24 protein-coding genes are annotated in these 21,583 nt (G+C 69.3%); 15 read left to right on the plus strand and 9 right to left on the minus strand.

What is annotated here, in order from left to right; translation table 11 throughout:
- Positions 1-27: 27 nt before the first annotated feature.
- The gene (locus tag PHZ_RS07530; protein ID WP_012521927.1) at positions 28-1,140 is read right to left on the minus strand and encodes a beta-ketoacyl-ACP synthase III; all 1,113 of its coding nucleotides are present in this window, start codon (positions 1,138-1,140) and stop codon (positions 28-30) included.
- Between the two features lie 196 nt (positions 1,141-1,336).
- Between PHZ_RS07530 and PHZ_RS07535 the strand changes: the two genes are divergently transcribed.
- From PHZ_RS07535 to PHZ_RS07545, 3 genes are all read left to right on the plus strand, one after another.
- Positions 1,337-1,864 carry a porin family protein gene (locus PHZ_RS07535; RefSeq protein ID WP_012521928.1) on the plus strand — a complete coding sequence of 176 codons (528 nt, stop codon included), beginning with the start codon at positions 1,337-1,339 and terminating at the stop codon, positions 1,862-1,864.
- Positions 1,865-1,977: 113 nt separating this feature from the next.
- Complete coding sequence (locus tag PHZ_RS07540; protein WP_041373323.1) at positions 1,978-2,367, plus strand: hypothetical protein; 390 nt, start codon at positions 1,978-1,980, stop codon at positions 2,365-2,367.
- Positions 2,364-3,281, plus strand: a complete 918-nt coding sequence (locus PHZ_RS07545; RefSeq protein ID WP_012521930.1) for a sterol desaturase family protein — start codon at positions 2,364-2,366, stop codon at positions 3,279-3,281. The genes PHZ_RS07540 and PHZ_RS07545 overlap by 4 nt, the downstream gene beginning before the upstream one ends.
- Here the strand turns inward: PHZ_RS07545 and PHZ_RS07550 are convergent.
- Together PHZ_RS07550 and PHZ_RS07555 are read right to left on the minus strand one after the other, a co-directional pair.
- Complete coding sequence (locus tag PHZ_RS07550) at positions 3,278-4,228, minus strand: NUDIX hydrolase (RefSeq protein ID WP_012521931.1); 951 nt, start codon at positions 4,226-4,228, stop codon at positions 3,278-3,280. The genes PHZ_RS07545 and PHZ_RS07550 overlap by 4 nt on opposite strands.
- 2 nt (positions 4,229-4,230) lie before the next feature.
- Positions 4,231-4,872, minus strand: coding sequence for a YfbR-like 5'-deoxynucleotidase (locus PHZ_RS07555; RefSeq protein WP_012521932.1), 642 nt, complete (start codon positions 4,870-4,872; stop codon positions 4,231-4,233).
- A 110-nt stretch (positions 4,873-4,982) separates the two neighbouring features.
- On the opposite strand from PHZ_RS07555, the gene PHZ_RS07560 reads away from it, so the two are divergent.
- On the plus strand, positions 4,983-5,795 hold the full coding sequence (locus PHZ_RS07560; protein WP_041373326.1) for a universal stress protein: 813 nt from the start codon (positions 4,983-4,985) through the stop codon (positions 5,793-5,795).
- Positions 5,796-5,814: 19 nt separating this feature from the next.
- Entirely contained in the window at positions 5,815-6,189 is a 375-nt protein-coding gene (locus tag PHZ_RS07565; protein WP_012521934.1) for a hypothetical protein, read from the plus strand.
- Between the two features lie 5 nt (positions 6,190-6,194).
- On the opposite strand, the gene PHZ_RS07570 is transcribed toward PHZ_RS07565, so the two are convergent.
- From PHZ_RS07570 to PHZ_RS07595, 5 genes are all read right to left on the minus strand, one after another.
- Positions 6,195-6,857: a dihydrofolate reductase family protein gene (locus tag PHZ_RS07570; RefSeq protein ID WP_012521935.1), complete on the minus strand. Its 663-nt coding sequence runs from the start codon at positions 6,855-6,857 to the stop codon at positions 6,195-6,197.
- A gap of 86 nt (positions 6,858-6,943) precedes the next feature.
- Positions 6,944-7,792 carry a hypothetical protein gene (locus PHZ_RS21585; protein WP_012521936.1) on the minus strand — a complete coding sequence of 283 codons (849 nt, stop codon included), beginning with the start codon at positions 7,790-7,792 and terminating at the stop codon, positions 6,944-6,946.
- 197 nt (positions 7,793-7,989) lie between these two features.
- Positions 7,990-8,856: an AAA family ATPase gene (locus tag PHZ_RS07585; protein ID WP_012521937.1), complete on the minus strand. Its 867-nt coding sequence runs from the start codon at positions 8,854-8,856 to the stop codon at positions 7,990-7,992.
- A gap of 132 nt (positions 8,857-8,988) precedes the next feature.
- The gene (locus PHZ_RS23045) at positions 8,989-9,528 is read right to left on the minus strand and encodes a hypothetical protein (RefSeq protein ID WP_012521938.1); all 540 of its coding nucleotides are present in this window, start codon (positions 9,526-9,528) and stop codon (positions 8,989-8,991) included.
- A gap of 73 nt (positions 9,529-9,601) precedes the next feature.
- Positions 9,602-11,392 (minus strand): tetratricopeptide repeat protein, encoded by a 1,791-nt coding sequence (locus PHZ_RS07595; RefSeq protein ID WP_012521939.1) that lies wholly within the window; start codon positions 11,390-11,392, stop codon positions 9,602-9,604.
- A 197-nt stretch (positions 11,393-11,589) separates the two neighbouring features.
- Between PHZ_RS07595 and flbT the strand changes: the two genes are divergently transcribed.
- The 10 genes from flbT (at position 11,590) to ssb (ending at position 20,655) form a co-directional block, all read left to right on the plus strand.
- Positions 11,590-12,015: a flagellar biosynthesis repressor FlbT gene (gene flbT, locus PHZ_RS07600; RefSeq protein WP_012521940.1), complete on the plus strand. Its 426-nt coding sequence runs from the start codon at positions 11,590-11,592 to the stop codon at positions 12,013-12,015.
- A complete protein-coding gene (gene flaF, locus PHZ_RS07605; protein ID WP_041373329.1) occupies positions 11,975-12,343 on the plus strand; it encodes a flagellar biosynthesis regulator FlaF in 369 nt (122 codons plus the stop codon). The genes flbT and flaF overlap by 41 nt, the downstream gene beginning before the upstream one ends.
- 278 nt (positions 12,344-12,621) lie before the next feature.
- A complete protein-coding gene (locus PHZ_RS07610) occupies positions 12,622-13,452 on the plus strand; it encodes a flagellin (protein ID WP_012521942.1) in 831 nt (276 codons plus the stop codon).
- Positions 13,453-13,736: 284 nt separating this feature from the next.
- Complete coding sequence (locus tag PHZ_RS07615; RefSeq protein ID WP_041374002.1) at positions 13,737-14,564, plus strand: flagellin; 828 nt, start codon at positions 13,737-13,739, stop codon at positions 14,562-14,564.
- A 116-nt stretch (positions 14,565-14,680) separates the two neighbouring features.
- Positions 14,681-14,974, plus strand: coding sequence for a flagellin FlaG (locus PHZ_RS23050; protein ID WP_012521944.1), 294 nt, complete (start codon positions 14,681-14,683; stop codon positions 14,972-14,974).
- 159 nt (positions 14,975-15,133) lie between these two features.
- Positions 15,134-15,970 (plus strand): flagellin, encoded by an 837-nt coding sequence (locus PHZ_RS07625; protein WP_012521945.1) that lies wholly within the window; start codon positions 15,134-15,136, stop codon positions 15,968-15,970.
- A gap of 138 nt (positions 15,971-16,108) precedes the next feature.
- On the plus strand, positions 16,109-18,910 hold the full coding sequence (locus tag PHZ_RS07630) for an NHL repeat-containing protein (RefSeq protein WP_012521946.1): 2,802 nt from the start codon (positions 16,109-16,111) through the stop codon (positions 18,908-18,910).
- A 47-nt stretch (positions 18,911-18,957) separates the two neighbouring features.
- Positions 18,958-19,641 (plus strand): hypothetical protein, encoded by a 684-nt coding sequence (locus PHZ_RS07635; protein ID WP_012521947.1) that lies wholly within the window; start codon positions 18,958-18,960, stop codon positions 19,639-19,641.
- A gap of 32 nt (positions 19,642-19,673) precedes the next feature.
- The gene (locus tag PHZ_RS07640) at positions 19,674-20,051 is read left to right on the plus strand and encodes a hypothetical protein (protein WP_041373330.1); all 378 of its coding nucleotides are present in this window, start codon (positions 19,674-19,676) and stop codon (positions 20,049-20,051) included.
- Positions 20,052-20,172: 121 nt separating this feature from the next.
- Positions 20,173-20,655, plus strand: a complete 483-nt coding sequence (gene ssb, locus PHZ_RS07645) for a single-stranded DNA-binding protein (RefSeq protein ID WP_012521949.1) — start codon at positions 20,173-20,175, stop codon at positions 20,653-20,655.
- Here ssb and PHZ_RS07650 read toward each other — a convergent pair.
- A complete protein-coding gene (locus PHZ_RS07650) occupies positions 20,652-21,554 on the minus strand; it encodes a LysR family transcriptional regulator (protein WP_012521950.1) in 903 nt (300 codons plus the stop codon). The genes ssb and PHZ_RS07650 overlap by 4 nt on opposite strands.
- Positions 21,555-21,583 lie beyond the last annotated feature (29 nt).

The following is a 21,583-nucleotide window of genomic DNA, read 5'->3' on the forward strand; positions in this document are numbered from 1 at the left end:
TCCCCCGTGACCCGGGAGAGCCTAGCCTCACCGCTTGCGGACGAACACCGTGCCTGCGGAATAGCCGGCGCCGAACGAGCAGATCAGGCCGGTATCGCCCGTCTGGAAGTCGTCGTTGGCCTTGTGGAAGGCGATGATCGAGCCGGCCGACGAGGTGTTGGCGTACTCGTCCAGGATGATTACGTTCTCGCCGGGCGCCGGATCGCGGCCCAGCACCTTGCGGCCGATCATCTCGTTCATGTTGATGTTGGCCTGGTGCAGCCACAGGCGCTTCAGGCCCGTGGGGTCGATGCCCAGATCGGCGGCGTGGTCGACGATCATCTCCGAGACCATCGGCACCACCTCGCGGAAGACCTTGCGGCCCTCCTGGACGAACAGCTTGTCGGGCTTGCCGACGCCCTCCGGGTCGGCCCGGTTCAGGAAGCCGAAGTTGTTGCGGATGTTGTTGGAGAACTGGGTCTTCAGCCGCGTGCCGAGGATGTCCCATCCGTCCGTCGCCTGGTCGGCGCGCTCGACGATCACGGCGGTCGCCACGTCGCCGAAGATGAAGTGGCTGTCCCGGTCGCGGAAGTTGAGGTGGCCCGAGCAGATCTCGGGGTTGACCATCAGCACGGCCTTCGCCCCGCCCGCCACGAAATCGGCCGCCGTCTTGATGCCGAAGGTCGCCGAGGAGCAGGCCACGTTCATGTCGAAGGCGAAGCCGTCGATCCCCAGGGCCTGCTGCACTTCGATGGCCATGGCGGGATAGGCGCGCTGCATGTTCGAGGCGGCGCAGATCACCGCGTCGATCTCGGACACCGGCTTACCCCAGCGGGCGATGGCGTCCTTCGCCGCCTCGACGGCGATCTCGGCCAGGATCGAGAGCTGGTCGTTGGGGCGCTCGGGGATGATCGGGCGCATGATCTCGGGATCGACCAGGCCGGTCTTGTCGACGACGAAGCGCGACTTGATGCCCGAGGCCTTCTCGATGAACTCCACCGAGGACGGCTGCAGCGGCTGAACCTCGCCGCGCGCGATGGCCTCGGCGTTGGCCGCGTTGAAGCGCTCCACGTAGGCGTTGAAGGTTTCCACCAGCTCGGCGTTCGAGAGGCTGAGCGGCGGCGTGTAGAGCCCCGTGGCGGCGATCACGGCGTCGTTCATTTCGGCTGCTCTCCCGGACTCATGGACCGCGTGCTTGTAGCACGCGCGGCACGCCCGTCAGCGGGCATTGTGGCCGCAGGGACACACGTCAGGGGCGAACAAGGCTTCGCCACAGAACCGGCGGTCGGTCGCCGCGTTTGACGCCGATCCCGAACCGGCTCGGGGGAGCTGCTTCAGTGAGTTGGAGTACAAGAACATGAAAGCTCTCTTCGCCGCGGCTTCGGTCGCCGCTCTCGTCTCGATCGCTCCCGCCATGGCCCAGGCCCAGACCACGGGCTCCGGCGTCTACGGCACGCTCGGCTACAGCCAGACGGACGGCTCGGGCGTGGACCTGGGCGCTATCCAGGGCCGTGTCGGCTATCGCGCCAATCCGTGGCTGGGCGTCGAGGCCGAAGGCGCCCTCGGCGTGAAGGACGACGACGTGACCATCGGCGGGACCGACGTCGACGTCGAGATGAAGCACCAGGCCGCGGCCTATGTGGTCGGCTTCGCGCCCGTCGGCGCCAACACCGACCTGATCGCCCGCTTCGGCTACGGCACCACCAAGCTGAAGGGCAAGTACAACGGGATCGAGGTGTCGGACGACGGCGAGTCCTGGAACTACGGCCTGGGCGCCCAGCACCACTTCGACGGCGTGAACGGCGTGCGCGTCGACTGGACCCGCCACGACTTCGACGGCGGCAACGCCGACGTCTGGTCGGTCGGTTACACCCGCAAGTTCTGATCCCGAAGTCATGGGACGACCGAGCCCTCCCCGGCGACGGGGAGGGCTTTGTCTTGACCCGCCGCCCCTGGCCGCCCACGCTCCCGCAAAAGACACAAGGGGAGGTTCGGCCGTTGGGCCAGGCGTTCTTCATTCAGCTTGCGGCCTCGGGCGCCGCGATCACCCTGCTGGTGGCCCTAGCCGCCTGGGCCAAGATCGCGCGGCCGTCCGCACCGCTCGACGACGCGAAGGCCCGGGCGCTGTTCGCCGACGAGTTCCCCGAACGCAGCCTCGAGGCCGTCTGGGTCGCCTCTGACGGGGCGGGAGCCCTGGCGAAGTCGGGCGGCCTTGCGCTCGTGATCTGCCGCCTCGGCGACGGCTACGTGGCGCGCCAGCTTCCCTGGGCCCAGGCGCTGTCCGCCAGCTTCCGGGACGGGCGGCTGTCCGTGGACCTCGCCGACGTGGCCGCCCCGCGGGCGGTCATCGCCCTGCCGGCCTGGCCGCCCAAGGAGCTGGCGGCATGAAGACCTTCGACCCGGTCACGTTGGCCACGCCCTTCTTCATCCTGACCATCATCCTCGAAATCGTCCTGACCCGGTTCGGCAAGCTGCGGGCGAACTACGAGGCGAAGGACACGGCGGTGTCGCTCGGCATGGGCCTGGGCTCGACCGTGGCCGGCGTGCTGTTCGGCGGGATGATCGCGGCCGCGACGCTGTGGGTGCATCAGTTCCGGCTGTTCGACATCCCAATGACGGCCGTGTGGGCCTGGGTGGCGATCTTCCTGCTGGAGGACCTGACCTACTACTGGTTCCACCGCCTGGCGCACGAGCGGCGGTTCTGGTGGGCGAGCCACGTCAACCACCACTCCAGCCAGCACTACAACCTCTCGACGGCGCTGCGGCAGACCTGGACGGGCGGAATCGCCGGCACCTGGCTGCTCTGGCTGCCCCTGTCGTTCCTGGGCTTCCCGCCGGCGATGATCGCCATCCAGAAGGGGATCAGCCTCGTCTACCAGTACTGGATCCACACCGAGGCGATCCGGCGGATGCCGCGCTGGTTCGAGGCGGTCTTCAACACCCCTTCGCACCATCGGGTGCACCATGCCCGCAACCCGCGCTACCTCGACCGTAACTACGCGGGGATCCTGATCATCTGGGACCGCCTCTTCGGCACCTTCCAGCCCGAGCTGGACGAGGAGCCGTGCCGCTACGGGATCGTGAAGAACCTCGGCACCTTCAACATCGTCCGCGTCGCCTTCCACGAGTGGATTGCCATGCTGCAGGACGTGGCCCGCCAGCCGCGGCATGCTCTCGGCTGGTTGTTCGGCCCGCCCGGCTGGAGCCCGGACGGCAGCCGGCAGACCAGCGCGCAGCTGAAGGCCGATTGGCACGCCCGGGCCGCGTCCAGCGAACCGCCCGAGCTGGACCGCGCGGCCTAGTCCCGCAGCAGCGGCAGGCTGAGCCCCGAGACCGGCCGGGCGTCCAGCACCTCTCGGCGGAAGCGGAACAACTCGGCGGGTCGGCCGCCGGTCTCCACGTCGAGGCTGCCGAGGCCCTCGACCAGTCCGGCCCGCTCCAGCGCGCGGCGGAAGTTCTGCTTGTGCAGGGGCACCCCCGCGATCGCCTCGACGGTGCGCTGAAGCGCCGAGAGCGTGAAGGCCGGGGGCATCAGCTCGAAGACGACGGGGCGGTACTTGAGCTTGCCGCGCAGGCGGCTGAGCGCGGTGGCGAGGATGCGCCGGTGGTCCGAGATCATCGGCTCGCCCAGGGCCGCGGCGAGCTCGTCGGGCCGGGCAGGGGCCGTCTCGCCGCGGTCGCGGTCGGCCTCGGGCGCGAGCCCCGCCTCGTAGAGCAACTCGTAGCGTTCGAGCACGCGCTCCTCGTTCCAGGGCGCGCCGTCCAGGGCGAACAGGAGGCGAGCGCGGGCGAGCCGCTGGGGCGCGCCGTCGGCCCAGGCCCGCAGGGCCACCTCCAGCGGCTGCAGCGACGGCGGACGGCCGCCCCGCCAGTCCTCCCAGGGGAAGAAGCGCCCCCAGGGCCGCCACTCGCTGCCCGGGAAGTGGGTGTCCACCGCCGAGGGCGCGAGGGCCAGATAGCCCACCGAGATCACCCGGGCGGGGCCGGCCTGGCCCACGTCGGCGAGGGGCGCGTCGCGGCCCTTGTCGCCGAAGGTGTAGAGCTGCTCGACATAGCCGAGGTTGAACCGCGTCTGCTCGGTCACGAAGGCGCGCAGGGCCAGCTCGAAGGTGCGGTGGCCGTCGGGATCGAAGGGGCCGAAGGGCAGGCCCGACAGCTCGGCGCCCCCGGCCTTGGGGCGGACGGTCAGCACGACGGCCTCGCCGTCGCGGATCGCCACCACCACCGCCGAGAGCCCGATGACGACCATGCTCACTCCGTGACGAAGGCCTGGTCGGCCGAGCGGTATCCCGCGGCCTCGGACAGGACCTCGAAGCGATGGAGATACCGGTCCTGGGCGTCGAAGGGGGCGAGCGGCTCGATCGTCAGGCTGTAGCCCGCCGGCGGCGCGCCGAAGAAGTCCAGCGCCTCGGCGTGGGTGAATCCCGCGAGCTGGGTCGCCTCGAAGAAGGCGCAGGCCCGGTCGGCCTGCTTGATCAGCTTCTTGACCGTCGCCGGGGTCTTCGCTGGCAGGCCGAACCGTACGTGGATGGCGTTCTCCAGCCGCTCCTCGAACAGCTTGTAGTCCATCCCCAGCGCCGCCTTGAACGGCGAGATCATGTCGCCGATCACGTACTCGGACGCGTCGTGCAGCAGGGCCGCGAGACGCCAGCGGGGCTCAACGTCGGGCTGGATGTGGGCGACGATCTCCTCGACGACCACCGAGTGCTGGGCGACCGAGAAGGCGTGCTCGCCCACCGTCTGGCCGTTCCAGCGCGCGACCCGCGCGAGGCCGTGGGCGATGTCCTCGATCTCGATGTCCATGGGGGAGGGGTCGAGCAGGTCCAGCCGGCGGCCGGACAGCATGCGCTGCCAGGCTCTGGGTTCCTTGCCGCGACGCAGCCCTTTCCTCACCGGCGCATTCCCTCCACAGTCGAGGCCGTGAACTGGCCCAGGACCTGAGAAAGATCAATGCAGGGGCAGGTCCCCTGGGTCCAGACGCGGGGCAGATGAAGGATGGACGAATGAGCTGGGCCCGGATCATGGCCCCCCTTTCCGGCGGACAGGGCGATCGCGCGACGATCGCCGCCGCCGTCATGCTGGCCGAGCCCTTCGGGGCCGAGGTGGCGGGAGTCTACACCCCGGCCGACGTGGCCGACGTGATGCCCTGGATGGGCGAAGGTTTCATGGGCGGGGTGCAGACCACCGCGCTGGAGTCGCTGAAGGAGGCCGCCGCCGCCGGCGAAGCCAACGCCCGGGCGGCGCTCGAGACCACGAAATACCCCAAGACCAGCTTCATCGCCCTCCAGACCCCCGTCTGGGCCGGCCTCTCGGCCGAGAGCCGGCTGTCGGACGTCGTCGTGTTCGGGAACGACCCGGCCCGCGGCCGCGGGCCCCTGGCCGAGGCCTTCCAGCAGATGGTCGCCGACGAGCAGCGGCCGGTCGTCGTCGCCCGCACAGGGCTGAGGATCGGCGGCGTGGCGGCGGTCGCCTGGGACGGCGGCAAGGAGGCCTCGCGCGCGGCGCGCCTGGCCCTGCCGCTGCTGGAGAAGGCCGCCAAGGTGGTGATCCTGGCCGCGCCGAAGGCCAGCTCGCGGACCTTCGACCCGGCCAAGCTGCAGGCCTACTACGCCGCCCGCGGCGTGAACGCCGAGCTCAACGTACTGCCGGACAGCGGCGACGCCGCCCCGGCCCTGCTTCACGCGGCCAGCGCCGCCGGCGCCGACATCCTGGTGGCCGGCGCGTTCGGCCATCCCCGGCTGCAGGAGTTCATCTTCGGGGGGACCACCCGGACCCTCTTGAATTCCGACCAGCCGTCCTTGTTCTTATCCCACTAGACCCTCTGGAGGTGACGTCATGTCCTTGTCGCGCATCGTGATGCGGCTTGCCCGCAATCCGGGCACGGAATTCGCCGGAGGTGACGACCACCGCGGCTACTCGCTCACGGCGCCCCTGACGGCCGACGGCCTGCTGGACGAGGCGGCCTACGCCAAGGCTCGCGACGCCTGCACGGTGCGCCGCTTCGCGCCCGACGAGGACCCCGTGGATGGCCGCCTGGCGCGCAAGGGCCAGCGCTGGTTCTTCGACTACGACGAGGGGGATTCGGCCGACGACGAGCCGGTCTACCGCCTGGGCGATCACCGCTTCGCCGTGGGCGAGTACGTGACCATCACCGACGAGGACGGACGGCCCCTGACCTACAAGGTCGTGGAGGTGCAGCCGGCGGCCTGATCGCTTCAGCCTTCGCGCCTCATGCGTTCCTGGCGGGCGATTTCCAGTGGATTGGGTTCGATCACGCCGAACGAGCCGGTCTGCACGGCGCCCGCCGGCTCGTAGACGCTGAGAATCGCCCCCTTAGGCGAGGTGGCGGAGCGGGTCATGGTAAGGGCTGTTGGGGCGGCGCGCTCGCTGAACAGGCGCTTCCCGCGGCCCAGGATGACCGGGTAGGTCATCAGCCGGAGCTCGTCGATCAGCCCCTCGGCCATCAGGGTCTGCAGCAGGTCTCCGCTGCCCTGGGTCAGGAGGGTCGGCCCGTCCGTCTGCTTCAATCGGGCCACGTCGGCCGCCGCGTCGGCGAGCGCGATCGAGTTGGACCAGGTCATGGGGGCGCCTGCGCGCGTGGCGACGAACTTGGTCGCGCGGTTGAAGGACGCCGCGATGGGGTGATCCTGGGGCGCGAAGGGCCAATAGGCGGCGAAGATCTCGTAGGTCTTGCGGCCGAGCAGCAGGTCGAAGGGAGCGGCGAACAGTTCGCCCACCCATCCGCCGCTCACGTCGTCCGAGTGCGGCTGGAGCCAGCCGCCGAAGGAGAAGCCGCCCGTGGGGTCTTCCGTGGGTTGGCCCGGCGACTGGATCACACCATCGAGGCTCACGAAGGCCGCGGCCACCAACTTTCTCATCCTGCTGCTCCAGTCTACGACTGCAGCAAGGACGGTCCGGCGCCGGCCGAGCCGACAGGCGCGCGCGACGACTTCCAGAAAAACGATCAGACCCCGCCGTTCTTCCGCACCAGCTTCTTGATGTCGCGATAGACGTTGTCATCGTCGTCCAGCGCGGATTTCGAGTGGACGATGGCGACGGTCAGCGGCCCCGTCTTGGGGCCGCCCGCTTCATAGCCCACGAAGCGCCGGCCGTCGGCGGCGGACTTGCCGCTGGAGATGAAGGTGGCGCGGACGCCGCGCTTCTCGCGGGCCAGGGCCTCGCCCTTCAGGCGGACCTCCCGGCGAATCTGCACCTTGGCTTCCTCGCCGCTGGCGTCCACGTGCAGCGGCCCGATCCGGATCTGGGCGGAGTCGTTCGCCTCGTCGGCGACGATCTGGATGCCGGGCAGGTCGATGCGGGTGGTCTCGCGGCCGTCCTCGACCACCACCTTGCCCTTCTCGAGCCGGACGTCGACGCCGTCGACGCTTCCCATGCCTTCCTCGGCCGCATCGCCGGCGTCGGCCACCTGGGCGGCGGCGCCGGCGTCCTTCGCGGCCTCGGCGGCGGCGCGTTCGGCCTCTGCGGCGCTCTGCGGCGAGGGGCGGGTGTCCGCCTGCGGCGCGGCGGCTTCGGCCGCTTCCGCCGCCTTCGCCGATTCGGCGAGCAGGGTCTCTTCGAGGCGGTCCAGGGTCGCGAAGGCGGTCCCTGACACCGGGATGAGGCGCAGCGTCACCTCGGCGCCCTCGGCGGAGGCGTAGATGCAGCTCTTGCCGTCCTGGGCCATCGCCGTCCGCGTCAGCTCGCCCTGGGTCGCGGGGCAGTCGAGGGCCACACGCGGCGCCTTGGCCTGCGGCGTGCAGGCGGCGGCCAGCGGGAGAGCCGAGACGGCGGCCAGGAAGAGCAGCGGCTTCATGCGATTAGGGCTCCGGTCCGTTCCCTCAGGAAACTGGCCGGAGCCCCTTCGAAAAGCGAGTGAATTCGCCGTAAGGGGGTCGTTGGCGGCCCCGCTTGGACCTGGCCCTCGGCCGGACGCCCAGGCCGTCCCGATCCGCTCGGGGCGTTCCTCCGGCCCCTCGGCCGGACCGCTGCGCGGTCCCGATCCGCTCGGGGCTATTGCCCGGGCCGCGCGGCGCCCTCGCGGCGGGCGAGGAAGGCCAGCCGCTCGAAGAGGTGGACGTCCTGCTCGTTCTTGAGCAGCGCCCCGTGCAGCGGCGGGATCAGCTTGGTGGGATCCTTCTCGGCCAGGGCGGCGGCGTCGATGTCCTCGACCATCAGCAGCTTAAGCCAGTCCAGCAGCTCGGAGGTGGAGGGCTTCTTCTTCAGGCCCGGCACCTTGCGCATGTCGTAGAAGATGCGCAGCGCCTCGCCGACCAGCTTCTGCTTGATCCCCGGATAGTGGACCTCGACGATCTCCTGCATGGTGTCGGCGTCGGGGAAGCGGATGTAGTGGAAGAAGCAGCGGCGCAGGAACGCGTCGGGCAGCTCCTTCTCGTTGTTCGAGGTGATGATGACGATCGGCCGGACGGCGGCCTTGATGGTCTCGTTCGTCTCGTAGACGTAGAACTCCATCCGATCGAGCTCCTGCAGGAGGTCGTTCGGGAACTCAATGTCGGCCTTGTCGATCTCGTCGATCAGCAGCACCGGGCGGACGGGGCTCTCGAACGCCTCCCAGAGCTTGCCCTTCTTGATGTAGTTCTTGACGTCCTTCACCCGCTCGTCGCCAAGCTGGCTGTCGCGCAGGCGGCTGACCGCGTCGTACTCGTAGAGGCCCTGGATCGCCTTGGTCGTCGACTTGATGTGCCAGGTGATCAGCGGCGCGCCCAGCGCCTCGGCGATCTCGTAGGCCAGGACCGTCTTGCCCGTGCCGGGCTCGCCCTTGATCAGGAGCGGGCGCTCGAGGGCGATGGCGGCGTTCACGGCCACCTTCAGGTCCTCGGTCGCGACGTACTTCTCGGTCCCTTCGAAACGCTGGCTCATTCGGCTCCCCAGGCGGGCGGCGCCCGCATTCGAACAGTTGTTTGTCTGGAGACACCCTAAAGGCCGCGCCGCGACATTCAAGCGAGTTCCCGCACCGCTGCCGCCAGGGAAACCCGGCCGCCAGTCCGGATCCTAGTCCTCGTCGGGCTTGGCGCGGGTCTCGCCGCCACGGTCTTCGGCGTAGCCCATGTTCTTGAGGTCGTCGTCGGACACGTCGCGCGCCGAGAAGTCGGTGAAGTCGTCCTCGCCGCCCTCAGCCTCGTCGGCGTCTCGCACCTCCTCCAGGCCCTCGATCTCGCTTCGCAGGACGCGGTGGTCGTTGAAGCCGTCGTCGGGGCCCAGGCCGTCGAGGTCGTCCTCGTGCTCCTCGGTCGAGGCGTGGTAATCGAGCTCGTTGTCCTCCTCGAAGTCGCCGTCGTCGACGGCGTCCGGATCGAACTCGTCGGCGTCGAGAGCAAGCGCCTCGTCGTCGTCCCGGTCGCCCAGCCGCTGGGTCACGTCCTCGACGTCCGGAAGCTCCTCGAAGGTGCGCATGTCCTCGCCCATCCCCAGCGGGGAATCGCCGGCGAGCGGCGAGTCGCCTTCGCCGCCGACCGTCATGCTCTCGTCGAAGGTCTCGGCCTGATCCTGGGGATCGAAGTCGGCGTCGGACTCGAAGCTTGTTCCGGGCATGGCGGGGCTCCTCGCATTCGGCGCCGGAAGCGGCGCCCATGCGGGGAAAACCCCTCGGAAAACCGAGCGTTCCTCAGCTCGCGCCGAACGCGCCAAGGGCGGCGGCGACCTCGCCCATGACGCCGTCCCAGGCGCCGTAGGCCTCGGGCGCGAACACCCGGGTCTGGGGGTACCAGGGATAGCGGTCGGCGGTGCCCAGCCGCGGCCAGGCGCCCGGCGTGGTGATCAGCCAGGCCGGGACCCCGCAGGCCGCGGCGATGTTGAAGGTGGCGTTCGAGAAGCCCAGCACCAGGTCCATCGCGGCGCTCAGCGCGGCCACGTCGTCCAGGTCCTGCTTCAGGTCGATCCCGGGCGGGCTCCAGATCTCGGCGCCCAGCTCGCTCCTGGCCCAGGCCAGCTCCTCGGCGCAGTCGCCGTACTGCAGGTTGACGAAGGTCACGCCCTTCTGCGCCAGCACCGACGCCCACTGGGCGAAGGGCGAGAAGTGGCGATGCCGCGCGCCCGCCCGGCTGGCGCTCTTCCAGAGCAGGCCGACCCTGGGTCCGGCGAGGCCGGCGGCGTCCAGCACGCCCTTCCAGTGCGCCACCCGTTCGGGATCCGCCGCCAGGTACCCGGTGCGGGGCGTGAAGGCGCCGAGTTCGCGCCGGTGTTCGCGCAGCAGCGAGGCCATCGGCGCCCAGAGGTCCGGCGCGGCGTCGCCGAGCTCGGGCACGGCGCGGACCGTCCGACCCTCGACGTTGTAGGTGGCGTGGGCCAGCACCCGCACGCCGGGCAGGCTGCGGGCGAACAGAGAGACCAGCCGCGGCTCCACCGCCAGGGTCAGCCGCCCGTCGGGGCCGAGACGCTCAAGGAGGTCGGGCAGGATCGTGCCGAAGAGGATCTCGTCGCCAAGGCCCTGTTCGCCCACGACGAGCATGGACTTGCCGGCCACGTCGGCGCCGGGCTCCCAGCGCTCGCCCTTGACGGCGAAGTGCGTCACGTCGGCGAACTGCGGGTGCAGGCGCGCCTCGTACTCGTCCCAGCCCTCGCCGATGCGGCCGAGCGCGATCAGGATCGTCGAGCGCGCCAGGCGCATCATCTGGCGGTCGTCTTCGGGAAGCGGGCCGGCCAGCGCCGCCTCGCAGCATGCCAGCGCTTCCTCCGCGTCGCCCTGCATCAGGCGGGCGTTGCCCAGGTTGTAGCGCGGCCGGGCCTGGTCGCCGTCCAGGCGCAGCGCCTCGCGGAAGAAGACTTCGGAGGTGGGGAAGTCCCCCTGTTCGGCCATCACCGTGCCCATGGTGTTCCACAGCATGGCCACTTCCGGCGACTTGATGATCGCCGGCTTCAGGACCTCGACCGCCTCCTCGTACCGCTCCTGGTCGCGCAGGGCGCAGGCGAGATTGTTGGCGCCCTCGTGGTTCTCGGGATGGCGGGCGAGGAAGTGCCGGAACAGCTTCTCGGCCTGGGTCCGCATGCCCATCCGGTAGGCCAGGCGGCCGAGGTCGTTGGCGATCTCGGCGTGGTCCGGCAGCAGCTTCAGGGCCGACTCGTAGGCGGTGACGGAGGAGGCGAAGTCCCCGGCTCGCTCGCGTGCGATGCCGAGCAGGTACCAGCCGAAGCCGCTGCGTTCGTCCCGTTCCAGGGCCTTGATGGCCCACTCGGCGCCGGTCCGGTGGTCGTTGGCCTTCAGCGCGTCCACGGCCCGTTGCAGCATGGGCTGGATCGCCAGGGCCTTCAGCTCGGACATCGCCGCGGAGAGCTGGTTCAGCGCCTCCTTGGAGCCCGCCTCGCCGATGGTCCCGCCCACGACCCGCGCGGGGGAGGGAGCGGAGCCGGCCTGAAGGGCGATGGCGGATACGGCGCTGGGGGCGGCCTTGGCCGGCATGGGCGAACTCCCGAAGACTGATCGGAAGCTGGCCAGTTATGCTTAATCGCGGCTTAACCCCGGGAGCCGCCCGAACCTTGGCAAGGGGCCGTTAACGGCTGCGGCGTTAGGCCTGTCGTGCGCTCGACGCCGCCGCAGGCGACAATGGGTCGTTCGAATCGCAGGCGGTTCGTGGTGTCGGGGATCAGGGGGCAGGCTTGCCGCTGAAGTTGTCGCTAAGGCCGGGTGAGAGGTTCGTCCTCAACGGAGCCGTCGTCCAGAACGGCGACCGCCGCTCGGTGCTCGTCCTGCAGAACAAGGCTTCGGTCCTTCGCGAGAAGGACATCATGCAGTCCGACGAAGCGAACACGCCGGCCAGGCGGATCTACTTCCCCGTGATGATGATGTACCTCGATGAGGCGAACGCCGACCGCTACTACGACGAGTTCGTGCGGCGGATGGGCGAGTTCATGGGCGTCATCTCCAATCCCGCCGTCCTGGCCGAGTGCGTGAACATCTCCAAGCACTGCATGTCGCGCGAGTACTACAAGGCGCTGATGCTGTGCCGGAGGCTCATCGAGTACGAAGACGAGAGGTTGGGGAATGTCCCTTCAGGCCTATCAGCAGGCGGCGACGCGGGCTGAGAGCCCGCGCGAGATGGAGTATCGCCTGTTCGCGCAGGTGACGCGGGCTCTGATGGAGGCCGCCAAGCTCCCCGCCGACGACCTCAAGGGGCGTATGGACGCCCTGGACTGGAACCGCCGCGTCTGGTCCGTGCTGGGCGCGGACTGCCAGCAGACGGGCAACGGCCTGCCGCGCGAGCTGCGGGCCTCGATCATCTCGCTCAGCATCTGGGTGGGCAAGCACACCAGCCTGGTCATCCGCCAGCAGGAGGAGATCGAGCCCCTGATCGAGATCAACCGCATGATCATGCAGGGGCTGAGCGGAGCCAGCGAGGCCGCCGCGGCCTGACGCGGCGCAGCAGGTCCGAACCCATCAGGCCGCGGCTCGCCCGCGGCCTTTTTCTTGCGCGCCCGGATTGGGTCGGCAGGTCCTGCCGGGCTGCAGGTTTGGCTAACGGCGGCCGCGCGCGCCGACGTCGGGCCGCGAAAAAGCTCCCGTAAAAACAACCGGATGAGGGTGGGGCGGTTTGGTTAAGGCTGGCCCGCGGCTTGCGTCGCGTCCCCCGAGCGAAAAATCGCTCGCCGGCAAAAGCCGGACAATTCCTCCAGAATGGAAGGACCACCACCATGCCGATGAACTCGGTCAACACCAACGTGGGCGCGATGATCGCGCTCCAGAACCTCAACTCGACCAACACGGAGCTCGCCACCACCCAGACCAGGATCAACACCGGCAAGCGCATCTCGTCGGCCAAGGACAACGGCGCCATCTGGGCCATCGCCCAGAACCAGCGTGCGTCGTCCCAGTCGCTGAACGCGGTTCGTGAGTCGCTGCAACGATCGATCTCGACCGTGGACGTGGCCATCTCGGCCGGCGAAACCGTTTCGGACCTGCTCCTTCAGATGAAGGAAAAGGCCCTGGCGGCTTCGGACACCTCGCTCGACAGCAACAGCCTCGCGGCCCTGAACGACGACTTCAAGGCCCTGCGCGACCAGCTGGCGAAGGCGGTGTCGAACGCCGAGTTCAACGGGGTCAACATGGTGTCCGCCTCGGGCGTCACCATCGCCGCCCTGGCGAACTCGAACGGCACGTCGAAGATCACCGTGGCGGCCCAGTCGCTCGCCCTCGGCGGCGGCAACGTCACCGTCGCTGCGACGGCCTCGATCGCCACCCAGTCGACCGCTGCGGCGATGATCTCGACGATCAACACCTCGATCCAGAACGTGTCTTCGGCCCTGTCGAAGCTCGGTACGGGTTCGAAGTCGCTGTCGTCGCACCTGGAGTTCATCAACAAGCTCCAGGACTCGATCGACGCCGGTGTCGGCAACCTGGTCGACGCGGATCTCGCGAAGGAAAGCGCCAAGCTCCAGGCTCTGCAGACCAAGCAGCAGCTGGGCATCCAGGCGCTGTCGATCGCGAACCAGTCCTCGTCGATCCTGCTGGGCCTGTTCCGTTAAGTCGCTACCCCGGGCGGGCCTTCGCGCCCGCCCGGGTGACCTTTCAGACCGACCAGGCCGTTTTTGCCGGCTTGGGGCGGCAATTTCTGCCGCGTGGACGCCTTGTTGGGCAGAATTTGCCGGGCTGAGGCGTGGCTAACAGCCCTTTAACATTGAAAAAACAGTAGCTTACGAGCTCATCAGTCGGCCCGGCAGCTGGCCCGCCGCTTGCTGCTCCGTCCTTCGGGCAAAACGCCTCCGGCAGACAAAATGTCGCCGGTTCCTTGAGAAGAAGGACTGATTTGATGCCGAATAGCGTCAATACCAACGTGGGCGCGATGATCGCGCTCCAGAACCTGAACGCCACCAACAACGAGCTGACGACCACCCAGGCCCGTATCAACACGGGCAAGCGTATCGCATCGGCCAAGGACAACGGCGCCATCTGGGCCATCGCCCAGAACCAGCGTGCGTCGTCCCAGTCGCTGAACGCGGTTCGCGAATCGCTGCAGCGCTCGATCTCGACCGTGGACGTGGCCATCTCGGCCGGTGAGTCCGTTTCGGACCTGCTCCTTCAGATGAAGGAAAAGGCCCTGGCGGCTTCGGACACCTCGCTCGACAGCAACAGCCTCTCGGCCCTGAACGACGACTTCAAGGCCCTGCGCGACCAGCTGGCGAAGGCGGTGTCGAACGCCGAGTTCAACGGGGTCAACATGGTGTCCGCCTCGGGCGTCACCATCGCCGCCCTGGCCAACTCGAACGGCACCTCGAAGATCACCGTGGCGGCCCAGAACCTGGCCCTCGGCGGCGGCAACGTCACCGTCGCGGCCACGGCCTCGATCGCTACGCAGTCCTCGGCTGCGGCGATGATCTCGACGATCAACACCTCGATCCAGAACGTGTCTTCGGCCCTGTCGAAGCTCGGTACGGGTTCGAAGTCGCTGTCGTCGCACCTCGAGTTCGTGAACAAGCTCCAGGACTCGATCGACGCCGGCGTGGGCAACCTCGTCGACGCCGACCTCGCGAAGGAAAGCGCCAGGCTCCAGGCTCTGCAGACCAAGCAGCAGCTGGGCATCCAGGCGCTGTCGATCGCGAACCAGTCTTCGTCGATCCTGCTGGGCCTGTTCCGTTAAGGCCCGTAGGCCGCGGGGCCCTTGCGGCTCCGCGGCCGGCGCGCGGCGGGCAGGGCGACCTGTCCGCCGTTCACGCTCAACACCGGAGCGCTGCCTAACCCACAGCGACAGGAGCAATGCCAAACAAGGTTGCGGCCTTCGCAGCCACGCCCGACCCGACGATGTCCGGCCAGACGCCGCCCGCCGCCGAGCCCCGCAAGGGCCAGAAGGCGACCGCGGCCCCCGCCGTACCGGATCAGGCCGACCTGCGACTGGTCATCGAAGAGGATCAAGCCAGCGGAAGCTACGTCTACAAGACGATCAACCGGCGAACCGGCGAGGTCGTCCTTCAGCTGCCCAGGGATGAAGTCCTGCGCCTGAGGGAAGAGACGGGCTACGCCGCCGGGGCGGTCATCCGCACCAAGGCCTGATCCCAAGCGCTCGCACTGCGAGCCCCATGGTTAACCGCCCCGGACCCTCCGGCGGCGGCGTACGCCGTTTGGCCGTTAACCATCTGCTCACCACGTTTTCCTAGCTTCGAGTCCACGAACGGGCAGCGAGTCGCGCCGTTCGAGTCAGGAGAGAAGCTTATGGCGATCAGCGTCCACACCAATAAGTCGGCCCTTATCGCCCTTCAGAACCTGAACAAGACCAACGACCAGTTGAGCGACGTCCAGAACCGGATCAACACCGGTCTGAAGATCTCCAACGCCAAGGATAACGCGGCCATCTGGGCCATCGCCCAGGGGCAGCGCGCCGACATCGGGGCCCTGGGCGCCGTGCGGATGAGCCTGGAGCGCGCCCACTCGATCGCCGAGGTTTCGATGGCCGCCGGCGAATCGGTGTCGGACCTCATGGTGCAGCTGAAGGAGAAGGTGGTCGCGGCGATGGACACGTCGCTGGACGCCTCCTCGCGCACCGCGCTCGATTCCGACTTCAAGGCGCTGCTGCGGCAGATTTCGCAGGTGGTGCAGAACGCCGAGTTCGACGGCGCCAACCTGCTGGACGGCTCCCTGGGCGCGAGCATCCAGTTCCTGGCCAACGCCGACGCCAACTCCAAGATCACGCTGTCGACCCAGAACCTGTCGCTGGGCGGCAGCATCATCTCGGTGGCCGCCACCGCCTCGATCTCGACGGTGACCCTGGCCACCAACGTGCTGACGCAGCTGAACACCTCGCTCACCCAGGTGAACCAGGCGCTCGGCAACCTGGGCTCCCAGGGCAAGCAGATCGACGCCCACCTGGACTTCGTCTCGAAGCTCACCGACGTGCTCGAGATGGGCGTGGGCAACCTCGTCGACGCCGACCTCGCGAAGGAGAGCGCGAGGCTGCAGGCCCTGCAGGTGCAGCAGCAGCTCGGCGCCCAGGCGCTTTCGATCGCCAATGCGGCGCCGCAGGTGATCCTGCAGCTCTTCCGCGGCGGCTAACCCCTTCCGTTGGGGCGTAGGGAGGGGCCCGGCGGCGCGGGAGCCGGCCGGGCTCTTCTTTCTTGAGGCGGCTTAACGGGCTGGAGACCTTGATCGTCTAAGAAAGCGGAGCAGATCCGCCTCCGCGGGTGAGGGCCGATGGTCATCTCGATCGACACCAGCCTGCTCATGGGGCTCTACCAGTCGCGGCTGGTGGGGACGGGCGCGGCTTTGTCGACCCAGGCCCGGGCCTCGACCAGCTCCAAGTCCGCCCCCACGGCTCCCTGGAGCACAGGGGGGACCGCCCCCGACCCGGCGCAGACCGTCAAGGCGGCGCTGCAGGGGCGCAAGTTCATCGACGAGGGCGGCGCCCAGCTCGACCTGCCCGGCGCCAGCACCGATTACCGCAAGATGTTCGCCCTCTACTCGGGCCTGTCGACCCTGATGGGTTTGGCCGAGCGGATGCAGGGCAAGGGCGTCACCAGCATCGAGAGGTCGCAGATCCAGCGGGCGTTCGCCCGGGGCATGGCCGAGGTCGGCGACTACGTCAGCAAGGCCAAGTTCGAGAACCTGCGCCTCGTCCAGGGCGAGGCCGTCGACCGCGCCAAGACCACCGCTCCGGTCCCGCGCAACAAGACCGAATACATCACCCCGCCGCTCGTCAGCGGGTCCAGCGCCGACGCCGTCCCGGCCTTCTCCGGCGACGTGAAGTTCAACATCAAGATCAAGCGCGGCGGCGTGAACCACGACATCGCCATCGACCTGGCGGGCATGGGCGCCCAGACGCGGTCGCTGGCGAACGTCGTCAACTTCGTGAACGACCAGCTGGCCGCCGCCGGCGTCGACACGCGCTTCGCCACCCACAGGACGCCGGGACAGCCGAAGACGATCGAGTCCGGCGGCAAGACCATCACGCTGAAGACCACAAACCCGGACCAGTGGTCGCTGAAGGTGAAGGTCTCGGTCGGCGAGACCGTGAGCTTCGACGCGCCCGCCACGGCCGGCGCGGCCTACCTCGTGCAGACCGCCGGGGATCCGGATCCCGACGGCAAGATCACCACCAACGACGGGGTGCTGCGCCAGCAGCTGGTGAAGTTCCAGACCGACACCGCCACCGTGCCCGCGCCCGTCCAGCAGGAGGGCGAGCAGTACTGGGTGGACGGCCGCGCCTTCTCCAAGACCTTCGGACCCGAGGTGAAGACGGTTCGCTCGACCCAGGTGGGGCCGGACGGCTCGGTCTACATGCTGGCCGACGTGACCGGGAAGATCGACGGCGAGACGCTGAAGGGAACCCAGGACGTCGCCCTGCTGAAGTTCGATGCGGCCGGCAAGCTCGTCTATTCCCGAACGCTGGGCGCGTCGGAGGAGGCCACGGGCCTCGCCCTGGCGGTGTCGGCCGACGGAAAGGTCGCGATCGCGGGGGCGGTCAAGGGCGGCCTCAACGGCGCGACCGACGGGCCCCTGAACTCAGGGACCACCGGCGTCTACGCCGACCAGTCGGACAGCTTCGTCACCCTCTTCAACGCCGACGGCGAGGAGATCTGGACCGCGCGGCGGGGCGCGCGCAAGCAGGACGAGGCCACCCACGTGGCGTTCGCCGCGGACGGCTCGATCATCGTGGCCGGCCGGGCGCAGTCGACCATGCCGGGCTCGACGGCGGTCGGCGACTGGGACAGCTACATCCAGGCCTTCCAGCCCGAGCTGGAGACAACGCCCGAAGACCGGAAGGGCAAGGTCAAGACGCTCTTCACCGAGACCTTCGGCTCGACGGGCGCCGACCGGCCGGCAGGGATGGTCGTGGACGGGACCTCGGTGGTCACCGCGAGCGTCGAGGAGGGCCGGGCGGTCCTGCGGCGGTTCGACATTTCGGGCGGAACGCCGGTGCTGACCGCCACCCGCGACCTGGGCGATCTGCAGGGCGGGGAGATCGCGGGTCTGGCGCTCGACGGCGGCCAGGTGGTTATCGCCGGCTACACCGCGAACGCGGGCCTGGCCGCCGGGACCGTGACGCGCGCCCACGCCGGTGGGACCGACGCCTTCGCCGCGCGGCTGTCCGCCGACCTGAGCGCAGGCGCGGGCGACCGCATCGCCTTCTACGGGGGCGCGGGCGACGACCGGGCCACGTCGCTGGCGGTCTCGGGCGGCCAGGTGTGGATCGCAGGCGCCGCCGGGACCGACCTGCCGGGCCATCCGGACAAGGTCGGGGACGCCGACGGCTTCCTCACACGGCTGGACGTGGCGACGGGCGCGGTGGACTGGTCGCGGCGCTTCACGGCCAAGGACGGGCACGCCACGCCCACGTCCATCGCCATCGACCCGAACGGCGCCAGCGTCCTCGACCGGATCGGCCTGCCGAAGGGAACGCTGGAGCTGAAGGACTCCCAGACCATCGTCGCCCAGACCGGCATCCGGCCTGGAGAGGAGTTCCGGATCCGGTCGGGGTCCGGGCGCTGGTCGGCGGTGACCATCGACGAGAAGGACACTATCGACACCCTGGCCCAGAAGATCCGCCGCGCGACGGGTTTCCAGGCCAAGGTCAACGTGACCACCAGCAACGGTTTGCGGGTGCTCTCGGTCACGCCCTCGAACGATCGCTCGGTGATCGAGTTCAGCGCCGGCAAGGCCGACAAGGACGCCCTGGCCCAGTTGGGCATCCCCGAGGGCGTGGTGCGCGCCACCGATTTCAGGGACGGCAAGACGGTGGCGGCCGACGGCAAGCCGATGATCTACGGCCTGTCGCTCGACACCGACCTGAACCTCGACAACGCCACCGAGATCAGCCACGCGCTGGCCGACGTCGCCAAGGCGCAGGGCGTGATCCGCCAGATCTATCGGGACCTCGTCCGCGGCGCGACGCCGGAGGATCCCTTGGCCAAGGCGCAGATCACCGGCACGGCGCCCAAGTACCTCACCGACCAGATCGCCAACTACCAGGCCGCTCTGGCGCGATTGGGCGGATAAGGCGCCGCGCGCTTGAAAGCCGAGCCGTCGCGGTCTAGCGAGGCGCCATGGACGAACAGCGTGAGCCGCCCAAGGACCGCCGCAAGGGCCTCGTGATCGCCGGCGCGGCCGTCGCCCTTCTGGCCGGCGTGCTGATCGCCTGGTTGCTGGTCTCGAGCGGGCGAGGGGAGAGGACCCCGCCGCCTCCCGCCTCGCAAGGCGGTCTCGTCATCGAGAGCGGCCCTGACGACGGGCGCATCGACCCCGCCAAGCCGCTCCGCTGCTTCGTGGCCGGTCAGTTCGTCGGCGAGTTCACCCTGACCGAATGCGCGCAGCGCAACGGCGTCGCCACCGGGGCGCTCGACGTGGGGATCGACGAGACCGGCGCGCTCGCCGCCTCGCAGGAGGCGGGCCTGGTGCTCACGCCGCTGCCGCCGCCCGAGGAGGCCGAGGCCGCGCCCAGCGCCGCCGAAGCGGCCCCGCCGCCGGCCACGCCCGCCGGCCCGCTGGCGGCTTGCTGGCGGCACAGCGGCGGCCAATGGCGGCGGCTGCCGTCCGAGATGGGGCTCGACGCGTGCGTGCAGGCGCTGTTCGCCGGCCGCTGCGAGCGTCCCGGTCAGGCGACCTACGGCCGCTGGGGCCAGCAGACCCTTCGCCTCGTCACGGGGCGGGTGGAGATCTCGTCCGACAATCAGAGCTTCCGCACGCTGGTGAACCAGGGCGCGGGCTGCAGCCTCCCGCCCGCCGGGTGACGGCCCGCCCGCCGGCTGGTAGGCTCTTACGCATGTACGCCAAGCCACTCCTCCTGGTCGCCGTCGCCGCCCTGGCCCTTTCGGGCTGCGCCAAGCGCACCAAGCCGCCCGGGGACACCGGCGTCTGCTACCACGTCGTGTTCCAGAAGGACGGGACGCTGAAGTACAACAAGCTCGTGGACGCCCCAAGCCTGGAGGTCTGCGCGGCCAACCTCGAGGCCATGCGGGTGAAGTTCCTGACGCTGGGCGGCTCGCAGCGCGAGCTGGTGGGCGCCTACCAGTCGAACTTCCTCTTCATCGACCCCTACGGCATCCACACCTCGACCTCGCTCGAGGGGCCCCGCTACACCGCGCTGGTGCGGACCGGCGACGGCCGGCTCGCGATCCCGGGCGCCATGCCGCAGCAATAGCTGTGGACAGGTCCTCCTGGACCGGAACAGATGCGGAACATATTGTTTGATGTTCCGTTAACGGCGCGCTAGCTTCGCGCCGGGCAGCAAGCCCGCACCTACGGAAACTCAGGACATCGACATGGCGGGCAGCGTCAACAAGGTCATTCTGGTGGGCAATCTCGGGGCGGATCCCGAGATCCGCAGCCTTAACTCCGGCGACCGGGTCGCCAACCTGCGCATCGCCACGTCCGAGACCTGGCGCGACCGCAGCACCGGCGAACGCAAGGAAAAGACCGAGTGGCACCGGGTGGTGATCTTCAACGAGAACCTCGTGAAGGTGGCCGAGAACTACCTGCGCAAGGGCTCCACGGTCTACATCGAGGGATCGCTGCAGACCCGGAAGTGGACCGACCAGTCGGGCCAGGAGAAGTACTCCACCGAGATCGTGCTGCAGAAGTTCCGCGGCGAGCTCACCATGCTCGGCGGCCGCGGCGAGGGCGGCGGTGCGGCCGACCGTGACGAAGGCGGCTATGGCGGCGGCTTCTCCTCGGGCCCCCGCGCCCAGAGCTCAGGCCCGCGCGAGGACTTCTCGGCCGACCTCGACGACGAGATCCCGTTCTAGGGCGAGAATTCGGATGGCGCGGGGGCGGCGGGCGCCTTCGTGGCGGCGTCCACGGCCGCGGCCCGGGCGATCAGGCGCTGGGCGAGCCATTCCCCGGCGGGCGGCAGCCGACGGCGGCCTGTGCGGAGGCGCACCTTGAGGGGCGGGAACCGGGGAAAGCCCTCCTCGGGCGTGAGTTCGCGCAGGCCCGCCATCCGCGACTCCGGCAGGGGCGCGACCACGGCGCCCGACGCCACCGCGGCCCGGATCACGGTCTCGGCGTTGGAGGTCACGGCGATGCGGTAGGGGCGGGCGACCGCCCGCAGCATCTCCTGCGCGAGGCGCCGGAAGACGCTGCCTTCGAACATGAGCGCGACCGGGAGAGGCGTGAGGGCCAGGGCCGGGCAATCCTCGGCGCAGGCCCACAGGCCCCGCTCGAGGTGCACGAGCTCGCCCCGCTCGTCGCCGCCCAGCTGGTATTCGGTCACCAGCGCCAGATCGAGGGCGGCCTCCTCGAGCCGGCGCATCAGCGCGCCGGAGCCGTCGACCACCACCCGCAGATTGGTGTCGGGAAAGCCGGCGACCAGCTCGTCCAGCACTTCCGTGAGCAGGGTCGCCACGTAGGTGTCGGGCAGGCCCAGGGTCAGGGAGCGGGCGGACCGCTCGTTCATCATGGCGTCGAAGGCGATCTCGTGCGCCCGCAGGATCTCGCGCGCGTGGACGAGCAGCATCTCTCCGTCGCCCGTCAGCCGGACGCCCTGGGCGCCGCGCACCAGCAGGCGGCGGCCCGCCTGCTCCTCCAGCCGCTTGATCTGCATGCTCACGGCCGAGGGCGTGCGACCGACGGCGTCCGCGGCGGCCGCGAAGCTCCCCGCATCGACGATGGTCACGAAGGTGCGCAACAGATCCTGATCGAACATGGTTCAATTCTATTGAACTGCGATTTCAA

Origin of the sequence: Phenylobacterium zucineum HLK1 (assembly GCF_000017265.1) — a bacterium.
GTDB classification, from domain to species: Bacteria; Pseudomonadota; Alphaproteobacteria; order Caulobacterales; family Caulobacteraceae; genus Phenylobacterium; species Phenylobacterium zucineum.

Excerpts from the sequence above, each read along its gene's own strand:
- PHZ_RS07530 (WP_012521927.1), bottom strand. The coding sequence starts at position 1,140 with ATGAACGACGCCGTGATCGCCGCCACGGGGCTCTACACGCCGCCGCTC.
- PHZ_RS07535 (WP_012521928.1), top strand. The coding sequence starts at position 1,337 with ATGAAAGCTCTCTTCGCCGCGGCTTCGGTCGCCGCTCTCGTCTCGATC.
- PHZ_RS07545 (WP_012521930.1), top strand. The coding sequence starts at position 2,364 with ATGAAGACCTTCGACCCGGTCACGTTGGCCACGCCCTTCTTCATCCTG.
- PHZ_RS07550 (WP_012521931.1), bottom strand. The coding sequence starts at position 4,228 with ATGGTCGTCATCGGGCTCTCGGCGGTGGTGGTGGCGATCCGCGACGGC.
- PHZ_RS07560 (WP_041373326.1), top strand. The coding sequence starts at position 4,983 with ATGAGCTGGGCCCGGATCATGGCCCCCCTTTCCGGCGGACAGGGCGAT.
- PHZ_RS07565 (WP_012521934.1), top strand. The coding sequence starts at position 5,815 with ATGTCCTTGTCGCGCATCGTGATGCGGCTTGCCCGCAATCCGGGCACG.
- PHZ_RS07570 (WP_012521935.1), bottom strand. The coding sequence starts at position 6,857 with ATGAGAAAGTTGGTGGCCGCGGCCTTCGTGAGCCTCGATGGTGTGATC.
- PHZ_RS21585 (WP_012521936.1), bottom strand. The coding sequence starts at position 7,792 with ATGAAGCCGCTGCTCTTCCTGGCCGCCGTCTCGGCTCTCCCGCTGGCC.
- PHZ_RS07585 (WP_012521937.1), bottom strand. The coding sequence starts at position 8,856 with ATGAGCCAGCGTTTCGAAGGGACCGAGAAGTACGTCGCGACCGAGGAC.
- PHZ_RS23045 (WP_012521938.1), bottom strand. The coding sequence starts at position 9,528 with ATGCCCGGAACAAGCTTCGAGTCCGACGCCGACTTCGATCCCCAGGAT.
- PHZ_RS07595 (WP_012521939.1), bottom strand. The coding sequence starts at position 11,392 with ATGCCGGCCAAGGCCGCCCCCAGCGCCGTATCCGCCATCGCCCTTCAG.
- flaF (WP_041373329.1), top strand. The coding sequence starts at position 11,975 with ATGTCCCTTCAGGCCTATCAGCAGGCGGCGACGCGGGCTGAGAGCCCG.
- PHZ_RS07610 (WP_012521942.1), top strand. The coding sequence starts at position 12,622 with ATGCCGATGAACTCGGTCAACACCAACGTGGGCGCGATGATCGCGCTC.
- PHZ_RS07615 (WP_041374002.1), top strand. The coding sequence starts at position 13,737 with ATGCCGAATAGCGTCAATACCAACGTGGGCGCGATGATCGCGCTCCAG.
- PHZ_RS23050 (WP_012521944.1), top strand. The coding sequence starts at position 14,681 with ATGCCAAACAAGGTTGCGGCCTTCGCAGCCACGCCCGACCCGACGATG.
- PHZ_RS07625 (WP_012521945.1), top strand. The coding sequence starts at position 15,134 with ATGGCGATCAGCGTCCACACCAATAAGTCGGCCCTTATCGCCCTTCAG.
- PHZ_RS07630 (WP_012521946.1), top strand. The coding sequence starts at position 16,109 with ATGGTCATCTCGATCGACACCAGCCTGCTCATGGGGCTCTACCAGTCG.
- PHZ_RS07635 (WP_012521947.1), top strand. The coding sequence starts at position 18,958 with ATGGACGAACAGCGTGAGCCGCCCAAGGACCGCCGCAAGGGCCTCGTG.
- PHZ_RS07640 (WP_041373330.1), top strand. The coding sequence starts at position 19,674 with ATGTACGCCAAGCCACTCCTCCTGGTCGCCGTCGCCGCCCTGGCCCTT.
- ssb (WP_012521949.1), top strand. The coding sequence starts at position 20,173 with ATGGCGGGCAGCGTCAACAAGGTCATTCTGGTGGGCAATCTCGGGGCG.
- PHZ_RS07650 (WP_012521950.1), bottom strand. The coding sequence starts at position 21,554 with ATGTTCGATCAGGATCTGTTGCGCACCTTCGTGACCATCGTCGATGCG.